The 18651-nt window shown below is 73.7% G+C and carries 19 protein-coding genes; 7 read left to right on the top strand and 12 right to left on the bottom strand.

Annotation, left to right across the window (positions count from 1 at the left end):
• The first annotated feature begins 195 nt into the window (after positions 1–195).
• On the top strand, positions 196–1641 hold the full coding sequence (locus FHS22_RS16870) for an MFS transporter (protein ID WP_184942733.1): 1446 nt from the start codon (positions 196–198) through the stop codon (positions 1639–1641).
• Positions 1642–1751: 110 nt separating this feature from the next.
• Here FHS22_RS16870 and FHS22_RS16865 read toward each other — a convergent pair whose 3' ends face one another.
• Positions 1752–2240 carry an NUDIX domain-containing protein gene (locus FHS22_RS16865; protein WP_338047782.1) on the bottom strand — a complete coding sequence of 163 codons (489 nt, stop codon included), beginning with the start codon at positions 2238–2240 and terminating at the stop codon, positions 1752–1754.
• Between the two features lie 34 nt (positions 2241–2274).
• Positions 2275–3507, bottom strand: a complete 1233-nt coding sequence (locus FHS22_RS16860) for a cytochrome P450 (RefSeq protein WP_184942731.1) — start codon at positions 3505–3507, stop codon at positions 2275–2277.
• 94 nt (positions 3508–3601) lie between these two features.
• Between FHS22_RS16860 and FHS22_RS16855 the strand changes: the two genes are divergently transcribed.
• Positions 3602–5065, top strand: a complete 1464-nt coding sequence (locus FHS22_RS16855) for an FG-GAP repeat protein (RefSeq protein WP_184942729.1) — start codon at positions 3602–3604, stop codon at positions 5063–5065.
• On the opposite strand, the gene FHS22_RS16850 is transcribed toward FHS22_RS16855, so the two are convergent.
• The 4 genes from FHS22_RS16850 to FHS22_RS16835 all read right to left on the bottom strand — a co-directional run bounded on the left by FHS22_RS16850 (position 5046) and on the right by FHS22_RS16835 (position 8831).
• Positions 5046–5582, bottom strand: coding sequence for a hypothetical protein (locus FHS22_RS16850; protein ID WP_184942727.1), 537 nt, complete (start codon positions 5580–5582; stop codon positions 5046–5048). The genes FHS22_RS16855 and FHS22_RS16850 overlap by 20 nt on opposite strands.
• A 40-nt stretch (positions 5583–5622) precedes the next feature.
• Positions 5623–7176, bottom strand: coding sequence for an alkaline phosphatase D family protein (locus FHS22_RS16845; protein ID WP_184942725.1), 1554 nt, complete (start codon positions 7174–7176; stop codon positions 5623–5625).
• A 154-nt stretch (positions 7177–7330) separates the two neighbouring features.
• Positions 7331–8179 (bottom strand): hypothetical protein, encoded by an 849-nt coding sequence (locus tag FHS22_RS16840; RefSeq protein ID WP_184942724.1) that lies wholly within the window; start codon positions 8177–8179, stop codon positions 7331–7333.
• Positions 8180–8192: 13 nt separating this feature from the next.
• Positions 8193–8831 carry a DUF4386 domain-containing protein gene (locus FHS22_RS16835; protein ID WP_184942722.1) on the bottom strand — a complete coding sequence of 213 codons (639 nt, stop codon included), beginning with the start codon at positions 8829–8831 and terminating at the stop codon, positions 8193–8195.
• Positions 8832–8898: 67 nt separating this feature from the next.
• Between FHS22_RS16835 and FHS22_RS16830 the strand changes: the two genes are divergently transcribed.
• Together FHS22_RS16830 and arfB are read left to right on the top strand one after the other, a co-directional pair.
• Positions 8899–9549, top strand: coding sequence for a TetR/AcrR family transcriptional regulator (locus FHS22_RS16830; RefSeq protein ID WP_184942720.1), 651 nt, complete (start codon positions 8899–8901; stop codon positions 9547–9549).
• Between the two features lie 32 nt (positions 9550–9581).
• On the top strand, positions 9582–10001 hold the full coding sequence (gene arfB, locus FHS22_RS16825; protein WP_184942718.1) for an alternative ribosome rescue aminoacyl-tRNA hydrolase ArfB: 420 nt from the start codon (positions 9582–9584) through the stop codon (positions 9999–10001).
• 46 nt (positions 10002–10047) lie between these two features.
• Here arfB and FHS22_RS16820 read toward each other — a convergent pair whose 3' ends face one another.
• A complete protein-coding gene (locus FHS22_RS16820) occupies positions 10048–11298 on the bottom strand; it encodes an MFS transporter (RefSeq protein WP_184942716.1) in 1251 nt (416 codons plus the stop codon).
• Between the two features lie 84 nt (positions 11299–11382).
• Here FHS22_RS16820 and FHS22_RS16815 point away from each other — a divergent pair, with 84 nt between their 5' ends.
• Complete coding sequence (locus FHS22_RS16815) at positions 11383–11826, top strand: NUDIX hydrolase (RefSeq protein ID WP_184942714.1); 444 nt, start codon at positions 11383–11385, stop codon at positions 11824–11826.
• A gap of 41 nt (positions 11827–11867) precedes the next feature.
• On the opposite strand, the gene FHS22_RS16810 is transcribed toward FHS22_RS16815, so the two are convergent.
• The 3 genes from FHS22_RS16810 to FHS22_RS16800 form a co-directional block, all read right to left on the bottom strand.
• Positions 11868–12767 (bottom strand): TIGR03619 family F420-dependent LLM class oxidoreductase, encoded by a 900-nt coding sequence (locus tag FHS22_RS16810; RefSeq protein WP_184942712.1) that lies wholly within the window; start codon positions 12765–12767, stop codon positions 11868–11870.
• 55 nt (positions 12768–12822) lie between these two features.
• On the bottom strand, positions 12823–13566 hold the full coding sequence (locus tag FHS22_RS16805) for an HAD-IIA family hydrolase (RefSeq protein WP_221473742.1): 744 nt from the start codon (positions 13564–13566) through the stop codon (positions 12823–12825).
• Between the two features lie 208 nt (positions 13567–13774).
• On the bottom strand, positions 13775–14206 hold the full coding sequence (locus FHS22_RS16800; RefSeq protein WP_184942708.1) for a nuclear transport factor 2 family protein: 432 nt from the start codon (positions 14204–14206) through the stop codon (positions 13775–13777).
• Between the two features lie 131 nt (positions 14207–14337).
• Here FHS22_RS16800 and FHS22_RS16795 point away from each other — a divergent pair, with 131 nt between their 5' ends.
• Both FHS22_RS16795 and FHS22_RS16790 read left to right on the top strand, forming a co-directional pair.
• Positions 14338–15270 (top strand): phosphotransferase, encoded by a 933-nt coding sequence (locus tag FHS22_RS16795; RefSeq protein WP_184942706.1) that lies wholly within the window; start codon positions 14338–14340, stop codon positions 15268–15270.
• Positions 15271–15318: 48 nt separating this feature from the next.
• A complete protein-coding gene (locus FHS22_RS16790) occupies positions 15319–15603 on the top strand; it encodes a TFIIB-type zinc ribbon-containing protein (protein ID WP_184942704.1) in 285 nt (94 codons plus the stop codon).
• A 69-nt stretch (positions 15604–15672) separates the two neighbouring features.
• On the opposite strand, the gene FHS22_RS16785 is transcribed toward FHS22_RS16790, so the two are convergent.
• On the bottom strand, positions 15673–16698 hold the full coding sequence (locus FHS22_RS16785; protein ID WP_184942702.1) for a hypothetical protein: 1026 nt from the start codon (positions 16696–16698) through the stop codon (positions 15673–15675).
• Positions 16699–16745: 47 nt separating this feature from the next.
• Positions 16746–18380, bottom strand: a complete 1635-nt coding sequence (locus FHS22_RS16780; RefSeq protein ID WP_184942699.1) for an ABC-F family ATP-binding cassette domain-containing protein — start codon at positions 18378–18380, stop codon at positions 16746–16748.
• Positions 18381–18651 lie beyond the last annotated feature (271 nt).

The following is an 18651-nucleotide window of genomic DNA, read 5'->3' as shown; positions in this document are numbered from 1 at the left end:
CGGGGTGAACGCCTATGTCCTACCAGAGATCACCGATCTCTCCTGCCCCTTTCGACCGGCTTCTCCGACAGGAGTCTCGCGAGCGCCCGGCTGGGAATCATGTGACAGGCGCCGTTGTTGCGGTGGTCCTGCCCCCTGACTTCCGGGCAGGGAATCGCCGGACGCCGCACGCGGGCGTCGGAGAGGACGGGCACCATGGACGACGGCCGCATCCGGTTCGCCTCGCCCGCCGGACGGTGGGTGCTGCTCGCCACCGTGCTGGGCTCGGGGGTCGCCATGCTGGACGGCACCGCCGTCAACGTCGCGCTGCCCGCGCTCGGCTCGGACCTCGGCACCGACATGGCCGGGCTGCAGTGGACGGTCAACGCCTACACGCTCACCCTCGCGGGCCTGATCCTGCTCGGCGGCTCGCTCGGCGACCGGTACGGCAGGCGCAGGGTCTTCCTCGCCGGCGTCGTCTGGTTCGCGCTCGCCTCCGCCCTGTGCGGTCTGGCGCCCGACGTCGAGACGCTGATCGCGGCCCGGGCGCTGCAGGGCGTGGGCGGGGCGCTGCTCACCCCCGGCTCCCTGGCGATCATCCAGGCGTCCTTCGACCGCGAGGACCGGCCCCGGGCGATCGGCGCCTGGTCCGGGCTGGGCGGGGTGGCGGCGGCGGTCGGGCCGCTGCTCGGCGGGTGGCTGGTGGACACGGCCGGCTGGCGGTGGGTGTTCCTGATCAATCTCCCGGTGGCCGCGGTCGTGGTGGCGGTGGCCGTACGGCACGTGCCGGAGAGCAGGGACACCGGGGCGGGCGGCCGGTTCGACGTGTTCGGCGCCGTCCTGGCCGCCGCGGCCCTGGCCGGGATCACCTACGGGCTCGTCGACCTGCTCGTGCTCCCGCTCGTGGCGGGCACGATCCTCGGCGCGGCGTTCGTCCGGGTGCAGGTCCGGCGCTCGCCGGACGCCCTGGTGCCGGTCGGGGTGTTCGCGTCCCGGGTGTTCACCGCCGTGAACGCGGTCACCTTCGTCATGTACGCCGCGATGGGCGTGGTGTTCTTCCTGCTGGTCGTCCAGCTCCAGGTCTCCTCGGGCTTCTCGCCGCTGCTGGCGGGATCGGCGATGATCCCGGTGACGGTGCTGATGCTGCTGCTGTCGGCGCGGGCGGGCGAGGCGGCCAAGCGGATCGGGCCGCGGATCCCGATGACGGCGGGCATCGCGCTCTGCGCCGCCGCCCTGCTGTGGATGTCCCGGATCGGGGAGGGCTCCGGCTACGTGGTGGACGTGCTGCTGCCGGCGTCCCTGTTCGGGCTGGGACTGTCGGCGGCGGTCGCACCGCTCACCGCGACCGTGCTGGCCACCGTCGAGGACCGGTACGCCGGGGTGGCCAGCGGCGTCAACAACGCCGTGGCCCGCACCGGCGGTCTGCTCGCGGTGGCCGCGATCCCGCCGCTGACCGGGCTGACCGGTGACGCCTTCACCTCCGCGGCCGCGTTCACCCCGGGGTTCCGCACGACGATGCTGGTCGGCGCGGCGATGATGGCGGTCTCCGCGCTGATCACCTTCCTCACCGTCCGGGAGAACGTCCTGGCCGTCTCCCGGCCGTGCACGAGCTGCCCGGTCGAGGCCCCGCCGCCGGCCGTTCCCGCCGGCGGGGACGCGTAGCGGGATCGGCCCCCCGGACCGGGGAGCGAACGCTCCGCCCGTGACCGGCCCCGGCCCGGCCGCGGGCGCCCGGGCCCGTCCCGCGCGGGAGCACCCCGCCGCGGCCGTGCTCACCGCGCGCCGAAGTACTCCGCCACGACGCGGGTGTGCAGCGGGAACGCCAGCTCCCGCTGCCCGTCGATCACCAGCCACTCCGTCGCCTCGGCCGTGGGCGCGACCGGCGGCAGGCCGGCGGCGGCGGTCCGCGGGCCCAGGGCGAAGATCAGCACGGTGCCGTCGGGGGCGCTGTGCACGTCGAGCAGCCGCACGCCGTCCGCGTCGACGACGACGCCCGTCTCCTCACGCAACTCCCGGACGGCCGCCTCCTGCCAGGACTCGCCCACCTCGATGAAGCCGCCGGGCAGGGCCAGCTCCCCGCGGCGCGGTTCGATGTCGCGGCGGACCACCAGCAGGCCGCCGTCCAGGGGCAGCACCATCACCGCGACCGGCAGCGGGTTGAGGTAGCTGGTGTTCCCGCAGCCGGAGCAGGTGCGCGGCCACGCCTGGCCGACGGCGAAGGAGGCGCCGCAGAATGAGCAGTGCGCGTTCTTGATCGTCACGACCACGAGCCTAGGGCCCCGCCGGGGTGCCGGATCAGAAGGCGAAGCGCTGGCTGCGGACGCTGTTGTCGAAGTTGGACAGCAGCAGCTCCGGCTCGCCCACCGAGCGGATCTCCGGCAGCCGGGTGAACAGCTCCCGGAACATGGTGCGGATCTCCTGGCGGGCCAGGTTGGCGCCCAGGCAGAAGTGCGGGCCCGGACCGCCGAAGCCGACGTGCGGCTTGGCGTCGCGGGTGATGTCGAAGCGGTCGGGGTCGGGGAAGACCTCCTCGTCGCGGTTGGCCGAGCCGTAGAAGAGCACGACCTTGTCCCCGGCCTTCAGGTGCAGGCCGCGCAGGTCGTAGTCCTGGGTGACGGTCCGGCGGAACTGCATGATGGGCGAGACGTAGCGGACCATCTCCTCGATCGCGCCGCCGATGCGCCCGTCGAAGTCCTCGGCCAGCAGCGCGCGCTGCTCCGGGTGGTCGGTGAGCAGCTTGATGCCGTGCGCCATGGTGTTGCGGGCCGTCTCGTTGCCCGCGACGAGCAGCAGCGCGAAGAACGAGCCGAGCTCGCGGTCGGTCAGCCGCTCCCCGTCGACGTTCGCGGTGACCAGGGCGGAGACCAGGTCGCCCCGGGGCTCCCGGGCGCGCTCCCGGCCCAGCTCGATCACCATGCGCTGCAGGGCGAGCAGGGCGAGCATGTTCTGCCCGGCCATCCGGAGGGTCTGCGGCAGGCTGGGCCGCACCCCCGTGTAGGCGGTGGAGACGTCGACGTGCCGGTGGACCTTCTCCCGGATCGTGTCGGGGATACCCATCATGTCGCAGATGACGTGGATGGGCAGCCGGGCGGCCACCTGGGTCACGAAGTCGCCGCCGGGACCGGCCGCCACCGCGTCGTCGACGATCCGCCCGCACGCCTTCTCGATGTCGCCCTGCAGGTTCGCCAGCATCTTCGGGCTGAACGCGCGGGAGACGATGCGGCGCAGCCGGGCGTGCCGGGGGTCGTCCATGTTGACCATCGACTCGCCGAACACGTGCTTCACCCAGCCCGGCGGCTCGGGGTTGGTCACCGCGGGCTCGCTGGAGAACACCTTGGCGTTGCGGCTGGCCTCCACCACGTCGGCATGCCGCACCAGCGCGTAGAAGCCCTTGCCGGAGCGGAGCAGCGGCACCCGCTTCTCGGGGAAGAACACCGGCCGGTCGAGCTGTCGCAACCGCGCGAACGCCTCGTGCCGCTCGGTGAGCGGGCGCCGCCAGAACCCCAGGTCAGCAAGGTCGATGTCCATACTCCAATCCTGGCACGTTCTTTACGCGCCCCGGTCACCGACACGTCATCTCCCGGTGGGGAGGCCGTCCGGAACCGCGGGGACCATCGGAGGCATGAGAGCCGCGCTCCTCGCCTCCCCCGTCCTCGCCTCCTCCCTCCTCGCCGCCGCCCTCGCCTCCCCGTCACCGGCCGCGGCCGCGCCGCCGCTCTCCGGGCCGGTCTCCGGCGGACGGGCCTGCTCCGGCGTGTCCTCCGACTTCGACGGCGACGGCCGCGCCGACCTCGCGGTCGCCGCGCCGTACGCGACGGTGCGCGGGCACGCCCGCGCCGGCTCCGTCACGATCCTGTACGGCATGCGAACCGAACGGCGGCTCACCCAGGACGGCCCCGGCGTGCCCGGCGAGGCCGAGACCGGAGACGCGTTCGGCTCGGCGCTGGCCACCGGCGACTTCGACGGGGACCGCTGCGCCGACCTGGCCGTGGGCGTCTCCGAGGAGGACCGGGCGGGCTCGGGCGCCGACGGCCGCGGAACCGTGCAGCTCTTCAGGGGCTCACCGGACGGCCTGCGGCCCGGGGCCGTACTCGACGCCGGCGACCTGGGGCGCAGACGCGGCCCGGACCGGTTCGGGGCCGCGCTGGCCGCCGGAGACCTGGACGGCGACGGCGACGACGAGCTGGTGATCGGGATCCCCGGGCTGGGCGGAGGCGGCGTCGGCGTGTACGGCCTCGCCGGGCGCAGGCCGTACGTGATCACGCAGGAGAGCCGCTGGGTGGACCAGTCCGAGCGCGCGACCGACCAGTTCGGGTCGGTGCTCGCGACCGGCGACTTCGACGGCGACGGCCGGGCCGAGATCGCGGCGGGCGCTCCGGCCGACACGGTCCTGAAGAACGGGCAGGGCTCGGTGACCGTGCTCGACGTGCGCCGCCGCAGGGCCGTCCAGCTCACCCAGGACAGCCCGTGGATCACCGGACGGGCCGAGCCCTGGGACGCCTTCGGCGCCGCGCTGGCCACCGGGGACTTCAACGCCGACGGCCGCGGCGACCTGGCGATCGGGGTGCCCGGCGAGGGACTGACCGCGAACCAGCGGGCGATGGACTACGGCGACGGCACCGTGGTGGTCGTCTACGGCGCGCGCGGCGGCCTGCGGACCGCGACCTCGGAGGCCTGGTCGCAGCGGGGGCTGAAGGGCAGGCCCCGCTACTCCGACCGGTTCGGCGCGGCCCTGGCCTCCGGCGACTTCAACGGCGACGGCGACGACGAGCTGGCGATCGGGGTGCCCGGCGAGAACGCCGTGCAGGTGCTCGCCGGGACCCGCTCCGGCGGCCTGACGAAGCAGAACGACCTGCTGGTCACCGGAGGCGGCGGGGACTTCGGCGCGGCCCTGGCCGCCGTCCCCGGGCGGGGCCCCGGTCAAGGGCTCGTCGTCGCCGCCCCCGGCGACGGCAGGCTCACCCTGCTGCGCGGGAGCGTGCGCAAGGGCGCCCACCCCGGCCTGCGCCCCGCGACGGCGGCGACCTTCGCCACCTCCGCCGGGGACACCCTGTTCGGTTACGCGATCACACGATCCGGGTCGTGAACTTCGCGAAGCGCACCCTGTCCCGCGTCCAGACGTGCCCGCCCGGGCCCTCGGCGTAGTTCAGGCCGAACTTCGCGACGTACTTCCCGCGCCGGGCCGGCGACAACCAGGCGCGGACCGTCAGCGAGACCCTGTCTCCCTCGCCGAGGGAGTCGATCTCGCAGTCCAGCTTCCGCGCCCGGACCTCGCAGCTCACGCCCCGAGGCTTGCCGATCACCCTGACCCTGCGCGTACCGGCCGGGAAGTCCCCGGCGACCAGGGCCGCGGCCACGCCCCCGTAGTTCCTGTTGGCGACCCTCACCTTGTAGGTGACGTGGCCGCCCCTGCGGACGTACTCGTCGAAGGTGACCGAGGCGCTGACGCCGGAGCCGTACGAGCCGGAGGTGACGACGGCCGCCGAGTCCGCGGAGGTGACGACGGCCGCCGAGTCCGCGGCGGAGGGACTCCCCGAGAGAAGACCTCCGCCCAGGGCGGCGGCGAGGGCCGCGACGGCGACCCGCCGTACAAAGCTACTCATACTGGGTTTTCACCACAGATCAGGAGTTCCCACAAGGAGATCAGCGAGGATCGAGCTGGCTCTCCCCCGCCGGCACGGTGAACCGGGCGCCGGTCCTGGCCGGGGCCCCGCGGCGGCTGATGTACTCCAGCACCCGGAAGTCGGCCTGCAGCTCCTCGGCCGTCAGGCGGCAGACGATGTAGCCCCGCCGCTGGTCCAGGTAGGAGATGTGCCGGTTCTCCGCGGTCAGCTCGGCGACCCGGCTCTCGTCCCGGTAGCCGTCGCCGTCGCTGGAGATGGAGGAGGTGACCAGCTCCACCGCCACCCGGGGCGAGTCCGGGTCGTCGAAGTCGAGCTTGAGATCGGCCGCGTGGTGCATGTGCGCGTCACCCGTCAGCACCACCGGGTTGGCCGCGCCGGAGTCGCGGAACCCGGCCAGCAGGCGGGCGCGCTCGGCGGCGTAGCCGTCCCAGGAGTCCAGGTTGACCTCGGTGCCCGGCCCCGCCCGGTGATCGCGCTGGGCCATCAGGATCTGCTGGCCGACCAGGTTCCACCGGGCCCCGGAGGCGGCCAGCCCGTCGAGCAGCCAGCGCCGCTGGTCCTCCCCCAGCAGGGTGCGCTCCGGGGCCAGCCGGTCGTCGCAGCCCGCCCTGACGCCGTCCTCGCAGGCCTGGTCGTCGCGGAACTGGCGGGTGTCGAGCAGGTGGAAGCGGGCCAGCGGCCCCCAGTCCACCCGCCGGTGCACCCGGATCGACGCCCCTCCGGGCACGCTGGAACGCCGCAGCGGCATGTTCTCGTAGTAGGCCCGGAAGGCGTTGGCCCGGCGCCGGTTGAAGGCCGGCGCCCCGGTGCTGGAGACCCCGGCGGCCCAGTTGTTCTCGATCTCGTGGTCGTCGAAGGCGACCAGCCAGGGCGCGACCGCGTGCGCCGCCTGCAGGTCGGGGTCGCTCTTGTACTGCGCGTGCCGCATCCGGTAGTCGGCCAGGGTCTCGCACTTGCCCCAGGTGTGCTGCCGGACGCCGCCGCCGAGGGCGGTGTACCCCTGCGGGGCGTACTCGTACATGTAGTCGCCCAGGTGCACCACCAGGCCGGGCTCCTGCTCGGCCAGCCGCCGGTAGGCGGTGTAGTAGCCGTGCTCGTAGTGGGCGCAGGCGGCCACGGCGAAGGTCAGCGGGGAGAACCCCGCCGGGGCGGTGCGGGTGCGGCCGGCGGGGGACAGCCGGCCCTCGGCGCGGAAGCGGTAGAAGTACTCCCGGCCCGGCTCCAGTCCGTCCAGTTCCACGTGCACGCTGTGCGCCTGCCGCCACCGCGCGGTCTCGGTGCCGGAGCGCACCACCTTCGCGAACCGCTCGTCGGCCGCGAGCTGCCACTGCACGTCCACGTCCCGGGCCGGCATGCCGCCGCGCCCGTTCGCGCCGAGCGGGTCGGGCGCGAGCCGGGTCCAGAGCACGAACCCGCCGGCCGACGGGTCGCCGGAGGCGACGCCCAGGGTGAACGGGTCCGCGGCCAGGGTCCGCGATCGCGGTGCGGGGGCCTGCCCGGCCCCGGTGACCAACAGGCCGCCCGTGCCCGCGGCGGCGGAAAGGAACACTCTGCGTGACAGGTTCTGCTCCACCCACCCAGTGCAGCCGCTCCACCTTTCCCCGCTGTGGCCTGCGAATCAAGGGAGAATGAACAGCCGCCGCACAGGCAAGGGCGTTACCCGCCGTGAGTTAACACCGGCCGGCCACCGGAAGACGTCATCCCTGTCTTCCGGTGAAGAGAACCTGTCAGGACAGGTACGGCCTCAGATGGTCGTTGAGCGCGCCGCAGCCCAGGTACTTCTCCACCGTGTGGAAGTCGATCCAGTCGAGGTCGACCAGGAACTCCTGGTCGACTCCGGTGAAGCAGGCCCGCAGGCCGGGCGGGATGGCCGCGATGTCGTGCCGGTCGGCGATGTTGACCCACCGCCCCACCTGGCGCGGGCGCTCCCCCCAGCCGTTGACCGGGGCGGGCAGCAGGTGCTCGAAGACCACGTTGCGCATGCCGAGCGGGCTGCCGAGGGTGATCAGCAGCTCCACCTCCAGGTCCGGGTTCTCCCAGAGCGTCTCGTAGGCGACCACGCTGCCGAGCGAGTGCGCGACGACCACCCGCGGCCGGTTGCGCCGGATCACCCCGGCCACGGCCGCCCGCGCGCCGGCCCGCGCCTCGCCGCCGGCGTCGAGGTAGGCGGCGACCTCGGGGGCGAAGACCCGTGCGAAGTCGGCGGCCCGGTCCGGGAGGCGGTCCAGCAGCCAGCCGGCCACCCGGTGCAGCGCGCCGGTCAGCCCCTCCCCCAGCGCGTCGAGTTGCCTGGCCCAGGCGACGAGGACCTCCTGCGAGCGCGCGTCCATGCTCTGCACGGCGCGCGGCGCGTCGCCCCGGTGCTCGCCGTCCTTGTGCTCGCCCAGCAGGTGGGCGTAGTAGGCGATCTCGGCGATGTAGCGCTCTCCGGCGTGCGGCATGCCGCCGGTGAGCCCGCCGTGCAGGTACCGGTCCCACTTGCCGCGCATCGCCGCGGCCGCCCCGGCGACCGAGTTCCCCGCGTCGCGGTAGTAACGGTACTTGCCTATCCCGTGCACACCCACGATCGCGCTCATGCTCCCCCGCCTCTCATCCGCCGGCACGTACGGCCCGCCCCTGCGAAGCCACTGTGACGGAAGGAGTCGAACGCCACAAGACCACCGCAAGCCCGACAAGCCAGAGGCTCCACAGCACGTACCCCCCGAAGTTCGCCAGGTCGGCCCCGGGCACGCCGAACGGGACCAGCACGCCCGAGGCGACGAGGGCGGCCGCCGCCAGGCCCCACACCCTGAGCAGCCGGCCCCCCACCGCCCCGGCCACCAGCACCGTCCAGAGGGCCGTCAGCAGGTAGCCGGCGGTCTCCCCGACCACCGTGCCGAGCACGGTGCCGAGCGTCCGGAAGGTCTCCGGATCCGTCACGAAGGGCACGACCAGCGGCCAGCGCAGCAGCCCCACGACCTGGACGGCCGCCGCCGCCACACCGACGCGGAGGGCGAGGCGGCCGGTCAGCGGGGCCAGCCCGGCCGCGACGGGCGCCAGCAGCCCCGCCCCGAGCGCCAGCAGCAGGAACAGCGCGCTGACGGCCGCCTGGTGGTGGTGGAAGTCGGCCATCACCTGCACGGCGGGGGCGGCCAGCACGTCGGGGTAGTCGAAGACGGCCGCCAGCCCGGCGAAGGCCACGTTGGCCGCCAGGGCGCCGAGCACCAGCAGGATCGCCGTTCTCTTCATGATCACTCCTTCTTTGTACGGTGTACATTGTGCACTGTACAGAATTTATACACCGTACAATGAGAAAGTGAAAGGGCCCAAGCGCAGCCTCGACGTCTCCAAGATCGTGGACGCGGTCATGGAACTGCTCGACGAGGAGCCCTCGGCGGCTCCGACTCTCCGGGGCGTCGCCGCCCGCCTCGGCGTGCGGCCGAACACCCTCTACACCTACGTGCCCGACCGGGTCGCCCTGGAGGGGGTCGTGGTCGAGCACCTGCTGGAGCTGGCCGGGCCCGCGGCGCTGACCGGTGGCGCCCCCTGGCGCGAGCGGGTCACCGGCTACGCCATGCGCCTGCGGGCCGAGCTGCTGGCCAGGCCCGGTGTCGTGCCGTTCTTCTTCTCCGGCCCGATGAGCGGCCCGAACGCGGCCGCGGTGGGCGAAGGACTGCTGACCGCCTTCACCGAGGGCGGTCTCCGCCCCGACGACGCCGCGCGGGCGGCGTACACGGTGATCGTGCACGTGCTCGGGTCGGCCGCCCTCGCCGCGGCCGACCCGCCGGGGCCGGGAGCGAGCGAGGCCGAGGTCCTGGCGGTCCTGGAGGCGCGGCGGGCCGCGCTGGCCGCCGGCCCCCCGCTCACCGCCGCGACGGCCGCGACGGCCGCGGCCTGGAACTCATCGGAACAGGCCGAATGGGGCATAAACCGGTTGATCGATGGGTGCATCGGTTCGCTACCCTGAACGCCCGCCCCCCGCCGAAGGAGTCACCCGCCATGCCCGGCCCGCTTCAGATCAGCGGCTCGGTCTCCATCCCCGAGGCCGAGCTCCGCTGGAGGTTCTCACGTTCTTCGGGACCCGGTGGCCAGGGGGTCAACACCACCGACAGCCGCGTCGAGCTCAGCTTCGACCTGGCCGCCACCGAGGCCCTGCCCCCGGCCCTCAAGACCCGCGCCCTGGAACGCCTCGCCTCCCGCCTGACCGGGGGCGTCGTCACCATCGCCGCCTCCGAGTTCCGCTCCCAGCTTCGCAACCGCGAGGCCGCCGAGATGCGCCTGGCCCTGCTCCTGCGCGAGGCCGTCGCCCCGCCGCCCAAGAAGCGCCGCCCCACCAAGCCCAGCAGGGGCGCGGTCGAACGCCGCATCACCGCCAAGAAGCACCGCTCCGACCTCAAGCGCCTGCGCCGCGACATCTGAACGCCGCGTTCCCGCCGGTCCCGTCAGACCGGCCCGGCAGCTCCCGTCAGGCGGCGTCGGCCTGGGCGAAGCGGCGGGCGGTGAACGCCGTCACCGCCCCGGCCAGGACGACCAGCCCGAAGGCGGTCATCGCGATCCGGTAGCCCGCGGCGTCGCCCAGCGCGTACAGGGCGATCGAGGCGAGCGTGCCCAGCCCGATGCAGAACACCGCCCACGCGTAGGCCTGCGAGCGCACCTCGCCCGGGGAGACCCGGCCCACCAGCGACAGGTAGGCCGGCAGGAAGCTCCCGCCGCCCGCACCCATCAGGAACATCACCGCGAACGCCGCCGCCGGGACCGGCGACCAGCCCAGCACCACCAGCGCGGCGGCGAAGACCAGCCCCGAGCGCCCCGCGACCGTCGCCACGCCGTGCCAGTCGTCCCGCGAGGAGGCCCGGCCGGCCCAGCGCCCGCCGAGGAACAGGCCGGCCATCTGGCCGGCCCCGGCGACGGTCAGCGCCGCGCCCCGCTCCGTCGCGCCGAGCTGGAAGACGTCGCTGAGGAACAGCGAGAGCATCTGCGGCAGCGCCACCAGCCCCATGCCCGACAGCAGCGCCGCGAGCCAGAGCCGCCGCAGCGTCCTGATCCGGAACAGCAGCCGGGTCGCGGCCGTGAAGGGCAGTCCGCCCCCGCTCCCGGCGGGGGCGGCCGTACGGGACCGGGCGCGTCCCGGATCGCGGAGCCGTACGGTCAGGCAGAGCAGCAGGAACGTCGGGACCGCCAGCACGGCGAACGCCCAGCGCCAGCCGTAGGCGGCGGCGAGCGCGCCCGCGACGACCGCGGAGACCTGGCTGAGCGGGTTGGCCAGCCGGTGGAACTGGAAGACCCGCGGGTGGACCTCGGGCGGGTAGTAGTCGGTGAGCAGGCTGGAGTGCACGACCTCGTTGCTCACCCGGCCGAGCCCGGCCAGCAACCGCACCGCGAACAGCAGCGCCACCGCGGTCACCAGCCCGGTGAGCGCGCTCATCGTGCCCCACAGCAGCGCCGCCCCGGCCACCAGCCACACCCGGTTCACCCGGTCGGCGACGTAGCCCAGCGGGACGGCCGCCAGCAGGATGAACACGCTCACGACCGACCCGATCGCACCGATCCCGGTGTCGGTGAGCCCGAACGCGTCACGGATCTCCGGCGAGAGCGTGGCGAAGGCCAGCCGGTCGATCTCGTCGACGAAGTTCAGCCCGAACAGCAGGGCGAGCGGGAAGGCGGGAGCGCCGGCGGTGACCGCGCCGAGGCGGCCGGAGGCGGGTGCGGTCGTCACGGGAGCTCCCCCATCTTCCGAACCTTGTTCTGTTGTCTAGAGCCCGCCGAAGATCGCGTCAAGGGGTGATGGGAGAATTCTGAGATGCCGCTCGTTCCCAGCGTCCGCGCCCTCCTGCTCGACGGCGACCGGCTCGTGCTGTTCCGCCGCACCGTCCCCGGCAGGGAGCTCTACTGGTCCGTGCCCGGCGGCCACGTCGAGCCCGGGGACGCCTCCCTGGAGCACACCCTCCGCCGCGAGCTGATGGAGGAGCTGGGCGCCACCGTCTCCGACGTCACCCCGCTCGTCACCCTGAACTGCGTCCGCCACGGCGGCCTCAAGATCCAGCACGTGTACGGCTGCCGCCTGGTCTCGATGGACCTCGCCCTGCGCTCCGGCCCCGAGTTCAGCGACCCCGCCAAGGGCCTGTACGAGGTGGTGCTGCTCCCGCTCGTCCCCACCGAGATCACCGCCCTCAACCTCATCCCGCCGGAGCTGGGCCCCTACCTCGCCGACACCGTCACCCGCCTGCCCGAGCTGATCGGCTGACGGGCCCGGGGCGGGGCTCCGCCCCGGGCCCGTCACCCCGCTCAGGGCGCGAGGGCCTCCAGCGCGGCCTCCGCCCGGCGCATCGACTCCGCGGGGTCGGCGTCGGGCGAGCCGATCTCCGGGTCGAAGTTCAGGTCGTGGAAGACGTCGGTCACCCCCTGCTCCGCCAGGCGCGCCACGTCCGCCCGGATCTCCTCGAACGAGCCGGTCAGCGGCGCGCGGCCGGGGCTTCCGGCGGGCCGTACCCGCGTCACCCCGCGGGTGACGAAGCGCAGCGCCCCGGGGTCCCGCCCGGCGTCGAGCGCCGCCCGCCTGACGACGGAGACCTTCTCGCCGATGCGGTCCAGGTCCTCCCGGCTCGCGCTCACCCAGCCGTCCGCCAGCCGTCCCGCGCGCCGCAGCGCCGCCGGCGCGCCCCCGCCCAGCAGGATGGGCGGCGGCACGTCCGGCCTGGGCTCCTGGTGCACCGGCGGCAGCCGGTAGAACTCGCCGTCGTGCTCCACGGCCTCCTCCGTCCAGAGCCTCCGCAGCACCCGGAGGAACTCCTCCCCCCGCCTGCCGCGCCGCTCGAACGGCACCCCCGAGGCGGCGAACTCCTCCGGCAGCCAGCCCAGCCCGAGCCCGGCGTCGAGCCGGCCGCCGGAGACGGCCTGGAGGGTGGCGAGCTGCTTGGCCAGCAGGGCAGGCGAGAAGAACGGCATGTTCAGGACCGCCACCCCCAGCCGGATCCGGGTGGTCGCCCCGGCCAGGTAGGCCAGCGTGACCACCGGATCGTGCACGCTGCGGTACGTGGGGCCCATCGGATGCCCCTCGGGGTACAGCAGCCGCTGGAAGGTCCACACCTCGTGGTAGCCGAGCTCCTCCGCCCGCCGGGCGATCCCGGCCATGTTGGCGGGCGTCGCCCACGACCCGGACACCGGCACCGCGAATCCGATCCTCATGCCGGTACCCTACGCCGGGCCGCGATCTTCGGGCCGGTACGGCCGCGCCGCGCCGTCAGCCGACCATGCCGATGAGGTCGGCGACCGAGTCGACCACCTGCGAGGGGCGGAACGGGAAGCGGTCGACCTGCTCCTTGGCCACCACGCCGGTGAGCACCAGGATCGTGTGCAGCCCGGCCTCCATGCCGGAGACGATGTCGGTGTCCATCCGGTCGCCGATCATCGCGGTGCTCTCGCTGTGCCCGTCGATGGCCCGCAGCGCGCTGCGCATCATCATCGGGTTGGGCTTGCCCACGAAGTACGGCTCGACGCCCGTCGCCTTGGTGATCAGCGCCGCGACCGCCCCGCAGGCCGGCAGGGAGCCCTCGTTGGAGGGGCCGACCGGGTCGGGGTTGGTGGCGATGAAGCGGGCGCCGCCCTCGATCAGCCGGATCGCCCGCGTTATCTGGGTGAAGCTGTAGGTGCGGGTCTCGCCGAGGACCACGTAGTCGGGGTCCAGGTCGGTGAGGACGTAGCCGATCTCGTGCAGGGCGGTGGTCAGCCCGGCCTCGCCGACCGCGTAGGCCGAGCCGCCGGGGCGCTGGTCGTCGAGGAACTTGGCGGTGGCCAGGGCCGAGGTCCAGATCGACTCCGGCGGGATCTCCAGGCCCGCCGCGCGCAGCCGTACGGCCAGGTCGCGCGGGGTGTAGATGGAGTTGTTGGTCAGCACCATGAACCGCTTGCCCGTCTCGCGCAGGCGGCGGATGAACTCGTCGGCGCCGGGCACGGGGTGCCCCTCGTGGACGAGGACCCCGTCCATGTCCGACAGCCAGCACTCGATCGGCCTGCGCTCGTTCACCGTTCCCCCGCGTCTCGTCCTGGTGTGCAGGAGACAAGGATGACAGGTGCGAAGCGGTCATATGTCGTCAGGCATGCCATATCAGCCCGATTCCCCCGGGCTTCACGGACGCGCCCGCCGCACGGGACCGGCACCCGGCGCTCAGCGTGCGGTGATCAGCGCGCGGCGATCACTGGATGGTGCGCCAGGACTGCTCCTCGACGAGTTCCCGGCTGCGCCAGCCGTACATCGTGCGGACCATCCGGTGGCGGTACCAGCCGCCGCCCCGGATGAGCCCGGCGGCATCGGCGGCGACCATCTCCCTGGACGGGGCGAGGACGTCGGTGAAGGGGGCCGCGACCGCGGCCTCGTCGCCCTCGAACCGGATGGTCGCCGCCCCGATCAGGTGCTGCCGACCGGGCCACTGCGGCAGCACCTCGGCCAGCCACGCGCGCACCTCGTCCCGGGTGCCCCTGATCCCGCCCGCCGCCGTGTAGTCGATCACCGCGTCGGAGGTGAACACCAGGTCCAGGCGCTGCCAGTCACCGGTGTCGATGGCCCGGGTGTAGCGGGCGAGCAGGTCGCCGATCTCCAGCCGGTCCGCGATCTCCTGTTGCCTCATGACCCGTATACAACCAAACGCTTGGTATATACGCGAGGGGCCCCGCCGCCCCGGCCCCGAGCGGCTCCGGCGCCTCCGCCTTTACAGTGTAGATTATCGTTCGGCGCCGGACGCTGTGGTTCACTTTGCGGGTGAGCGAGAGCGAGGAGCTGATCTCCGAGATGGGCCGGATCGGCCTGCGGTACGGCGACGCGCCCCCCGAGGTGCTGCCGACCCGGCCGGACGTGGTCATCGTGCGGGCCGGGTCCGTCGTGGTCAAGGCGCACGCCCCCGGGACCGACCGGGAACCGCTGGTGCGGCGGATGCGGGCCGTGCGCCACCCCGTGCTCCGCGGCATCCTGCTCGACCCGGTGACCGAGGAGGTCACGGAGGTCTGCGGCAGGCTGGTGACCGTCTGGCCGACCGGCGTCCCGGTGGACCACGACGACCCGGACTCCGCCCCCTGGGAGGCGAGCGCCCGGCTGCTGGCCAGGCTGCACGCCGTACCGGCCGGGGCACTCCCCCCGCTGCCGGCGGCGGGCGGGCCCGCGCGGGTGGGCAAGACCGTCGCCCGGCTGGACGGCGGCACGGCGGCCGGGCGCGTCGTGCTGCGCGCCTTCGACTCCCTGGCCGCCTTCCTGCCGGGCCCCGGGGGCGCCCCCGGACCGGACGCGCGGGACGGGGCGGACCTGCTGGCGCACGGCGACTGGCACATGGGGCAGATGGTCCGCCTCCACGGCGAGTGGATCATCCTCGACACCGACGACCTGGGCGTCGGCGACCCGGCCTGGGACCTGTCGAGGCCCGCGGCCTGGTTCGCGGCGGGCCTGCTGGAGCCGCAGGTCTGGCACCGCTTCCTGGACGCCTACCGGGCCGAGGGCGGGTGCGCGGTCCCCCCGCACGGCGAGCCGTGGGAGCGGCTGGAGGTCCCGGCGCAGGCGATGACGGTGCAGCTCGCGGCGGCGGCCGTGGCCGCGGCGGGGCGGGAGGGGCGGGAACTGGACGAGGTCGAGCAGGTGCTGGTCGACACCTGCCAAAGGATTGTCCAGTTCCGGCGTGCCTGCCATAGTGTGCCAACGCAGTAGGTTGTGGTTAGCACGGCGACCACGATGCCAAGGCAAGGAGACAACCAGATGCAGTGCCCGAAGTGTCGCGGCAACATGCGCACTTATGAGCGCAATGGTGTCCATATCGACCAGTGCGACGGCTGTCGCGGGATCTTCCTGGACTACGGCGAGCTCGAGACCCTGACCCGCATGGAGAGCCAGTGGTCCCAGCAGCACGCGACCCCGCCGCCCCCGCCGCCGCCGCCCGCCCACGGCGCCCCGCCGGCCTGGGGCGCTCCGGCCCCGCACTACGGCGGCCACTACGGCCACCACCGCCAGCGCAGCTGGGTGGGAATGCTCTTCTCCACCTGATCCGCCCAAGGGGGGACGACGAGACCGCGATCTCCAGGAGGTCGCGGTCTTCGCCTTTCCCCCCCGGCCTCAGCCCGGGAAGTCGTCCGGCTTGAGCGGCTTGGAGCGTACGGTCCCGCCCTTGACGGAGTGCAGGGTGATGGTCCAGTTGTTCCAGCGGACGTACGCGCCGGAGTAGGTGGTCTTGAAGGGCACCGTCTTGCCGAACTGGGTGAACTCGCACGACCGGGTGAACGCCCTGGAGTCCCAGTCGGTCCCGGTGGTGTAGAAGACCTTGTACTTGCCGTCGCGGACCCCGCTGATCGTCGCCTTGCTCTTCCCGCGCACGTAGACGGTGACGACCCGCTTGCCTCCGCGCAGCATGACGATGACGGCGTCGCGCTTGCCCCCGTTGTGGATCTTCAGCGAGCCCCGGCCGGTGCGGCTCTCCGAGCGGATGATCCTGCCGTTGGGAAGCCGCCGGTTCCGCTGCCCGGCCGCCTTCACCGGTACGACGTCGGCCGGGTAGCCGCTCATCGCGGCGGCGGCCTCGTCCATCCGGGTCAGCTCGCCCTGCTTCTCCAGCCCGGTCAGCACCGCGGGGCCGGTGCACGCCTGCTGCGTCTGCACGTCCTGCAGCGCCCCGTCGAAGGCGGTGCCGAAGGAGCGCAGCGCGCCGACGTAGTTCCCGTGCTGGGCGGCCAGCTCGGCGGGCGGCGCCAGCGGCTCCAGCCGGGCCACGGCGTCGTCCACCGCGGCGGCGACCCCCTTGACCCGGCGGTCGAGGCTCTTGCCGCCGGTCCCGGCCAGCTTCTTCAGCGCCTCGCGGACCGGGCCGCGCGCCTGCTCCAGCTCGGCCCGGTAGTCCTCGGGCGCCAGCGCGGCCGGGGAGGGCGTGGCGCTCGCGGTGGACGACGGGGCGGCACCGGTCGGGTCACCGCCCTGGTCACCGCCCCGGTCACCGCTCTGGCCGCCGAACGCCCCCACGACCCCGCCCGCGGTGGCCTGCCCTCGGACGGGCTCGGACGGGGGGAGCAGGGAGGAGCAGGCGGTCAGGGCGAGCATGGTGGCCGCGGCGCACGGGAGCAGACGGCGAGCAGCCGGGGGGATACTCATTTGCCCCACTATCGTGGGGTCGGTCAGTGTCCGTCAAACTCCTTTCCCTACTGGTCATCCTGTTCCTCCCGCAACGTCCCCTCCCGGTCGAGGACCAGCCTGCGGGTGATCCCCGCGGCCTCCAGGAACGGCAGGTCGTGACTCGCCACGATGAGCGCGCCCCGGTAGGCCCGGAGCGCCTCGGCGAGCCGGCGGACGCTGGCCAGGTCCAGGTTGTTGGTCGGCTCGTCCAGCAGCAGCAGCCACGGCGGGGGCTCCGCCGAGAGCAGCGCCGCCAGCGTCGCGCGGAACCGCTCGCCGCCGGAGAGCGTCCCGGCGGGCCGCTCGGCCCGCTCCCCCCGGAAGAGGAACCGGGCCAGCCGCGCCCGGACGGCGTTGACCGGCGCGGAGGGCGCGAACCGGCGGACGTTGCCGACCACGCTGAGCGAGTCGTCCAGCAGGTCCAGCCGCTGCGGGAGGTATCCCACCCCGGGCACGCCCACCTCCACCGAGCCCTCCGCCGGTTCGAGCTCCCCGGCGACGGTGCGCAGGAGCGTGGTCTTGCCGGAGCCGTTGGGGCCGAGCAGCGCGATCCGCTCGGGCCCCCGGACGACCAGCTCGGCCACGGTCGTCCCACCCGCGGTCCGCAGGCCGGTCACGGTCAGCACGGTCTTGCCCGGCGGCACGGCGGTCTCGGGCAGCTCGATCCGGATCTCCGCCTCGGCGCGCACGGCGTCCTCGGCCTCGCCGAGCCGTTCGCGGGCCTCTGCGAGCTTGGCGGCGTGCATGTTCCGGTGCTTGCCCGCCGCCACCTGCGCCTGCCGCTTGCGCTCCTGCATGATGATCTTCGGTTCGCGTTTCTGCGCGTACATCTTGTTGCCGTAGCGCACCCGGCGGGCCAGTTTCACCTGCGCCTCCTCCCATTCGCGCTTCTGCCGCCGCACGTCGGCCTCCGCGACCCGGACCGTGCGCTCGGCGGCCTCCTGCTCGGCGGCGAGCACCTCCTCGTAGGCGGAGAGGTTCCCTCCGTACATCCGGACCGCGCCGCCGGTCAGGTCGGCGACGGTGTCCACCCGCTCCAGCAGGGTCCGGTCGTGGCTGACCACCACCAGCACCCCGGTCCACGCCTCCAGCGCGGCGTAGAGCCGCCTGCGGGCGTCGAGATCGAGGTTGTTGGTCGGCTCGTCCAGCAGCAGCACGTCCGGGCGGCGCAGGAACTGCGCGGCCAGGGCGACCATGACGGTCTCGCCGCCGGAGAGCGCCGCCACCGTCCGGTCGAGGCCGACGTGGTCCAGGCCGAGCCGGTCGAGCTCGGCGCGGGCGCGCTCCTCGACGTCCCAGTCGTCGCCGATGACGGCGAAGTGCCCGGCCAGTTCGTGCTCCGGGACGTCGCCGCGTTCGAGGGCGAGCAGCGCGGCCCGCTTCTCCGCGATGCCGAGCAGTTCGCAGACGGTACGGCCGGCGCCGAGCGGGAGGTTCTGCGGCAGGTATCCGACCTCCCCGGCGACGGCGACCGAGCCGGAGACCGGGACGAGCTCGCCGGCGATCAGCCTGAGCAGGGTGGACTTGCCCGATCCGTTGACCCCGATCAGGCCGGTACGGCCGGCGGGGAAGGCGGCGTCGAGGTCCTCCAGGACGGGCGTGCCGTCCGCCCACGCGAACGAGAGACCGTCGCAGACGATGGAGGTGAAGGAAGAGGACATGGGGCGGCTCCAACGGTGTGTCGTGATTCATCGGGACACGGGAGACACCGCGGGCGCGCACGCCGTCAGAAGCGGTTCCGCACGGAAAGAGCCGTCACCGGGCGCGGGGCGCCGGAGGCGAGGGGCCGGGACGGAGAGCGGAGTGCACCGAGGTCAGCTGCGCGCCGGGCCGGGGAACGGCTCTCATGGCGCGGTGTCTGGAACCTCAGAACTCCAACGGGCTCTCCTACGGACGGCAGTACGACATCGTCGAGAGTACTGATGCGACTCA

This window comes from Thiemannella venezuelensis, assembly GCF_014203605.1.
Lineage (GTDB): Bacteria > Actinomycetota > Actinomycetes > Streptosporangiales > Streptosporangiaceae > Planomonospora_A > Planomonospora_A venezuelensis.
The sequence above is the reverse complement of the archived record's forward strand: the minus strand, read 5'-3'. Positions and strand labels throughout refer to the sequence as shown.

Coding starts and splice junctions, on each gene's coding strand:
- FHS22_RS16870 (WP_184942733.1), top strand. CDS start 196: ATGGACGACGGCCGCATCCGGTTCGCCTCGCCCGCCGGACGGTGGGTG.
- FHS22_RS16860 (WP_184942731.1), bottom strand. CDS start 3,507: ATGGACATCGACCTTGCTGACCTGGGGTTCTGGCGGCGCCCGCTCACC.
- FHS22_RS16855 (WP_184942729.1), top strand. CDS start 3,602: ATGAGAGCCGCGCTCCTCGCCTCCCCCGTCCTCGCCTCCTCCCTCCTC.
- FHS22_RS16850 (WP_184942727.1), bottom strand. CDS start 5,582: ATGAGTAGCTTTGTACGGCGGGTCGCCGTCGCGGCCCTCGCCGCCGCC.
- FHS22_RS16840 (WP_184942724.1), bottom strand. CDS start 8,179: ATGAGCGCGATCGTGGGTGTGCACGGGATAGGCAAGTACCGTTACTAC.
- FHS22_RS16835 (WP_184942722.1), bottom strand. CDS start 8,831: ATGAAGAGAACGGCGATCCTGCTGGTGCTCGGCGCCCTGGCGGCCAAC.
- arfB (WP_184942718.1), top strand. CDS start 9,582: ATGCCCGGCCCGCTTCAGATCAGCGGCTCGGTCTCCATCCCCGAGGCC.
- FHS22_RS16815 (WP_184942714.1), top strand. CDS start 11,383: ATGCCGCTCGTTCCCAGCGTCCGCGCCCTCCTGCTCGACGGCGACCGG.
- FHS22_RS16810 (WP_184942712.1), bottom strand. CDS start 12,767: ATGAGGATCGGATTCGCGGTGCCGGTGTCCGGGTCGTGGGCGACGCCC.
- FHS22_RS16805 (WP_221473742.1), bottom strand. CDS start 13,566: ATGGACGGGGTCCTCGTCCACGAGGGGCACCCCGTGCCCGGCGCCGAC.
- FHS22_RS16800 (WP_184942708.1), bottom strand. CDS start 14,206: ATGAGGCAACAGGAGATCGCGGACCGGCTGGAGATCGGCGACCTGCTC.
- FHS22_RS16790 (WP_184942704.1), top strand. CDS start 15,319: ATGCAGTGCCCGAAGTGTCGCGGCAACATGCGCACTTATGAGCGCAAT.
- FHS22_RS16785 (WP_184942702.1), bottom strand. CDS start 16,698: ATGAGTATCCCCCCGGCTGCTCGCCGTCTGCTCCCGTGCGCCGCGGCC.
- FHS22_RS16780 (WP_184942699.1), bottom strand. CDS start 18,380: ATGTCCTCTTCCTTCACCTCCATCGTCTGCGACGGTCTCTCGTTCGCG.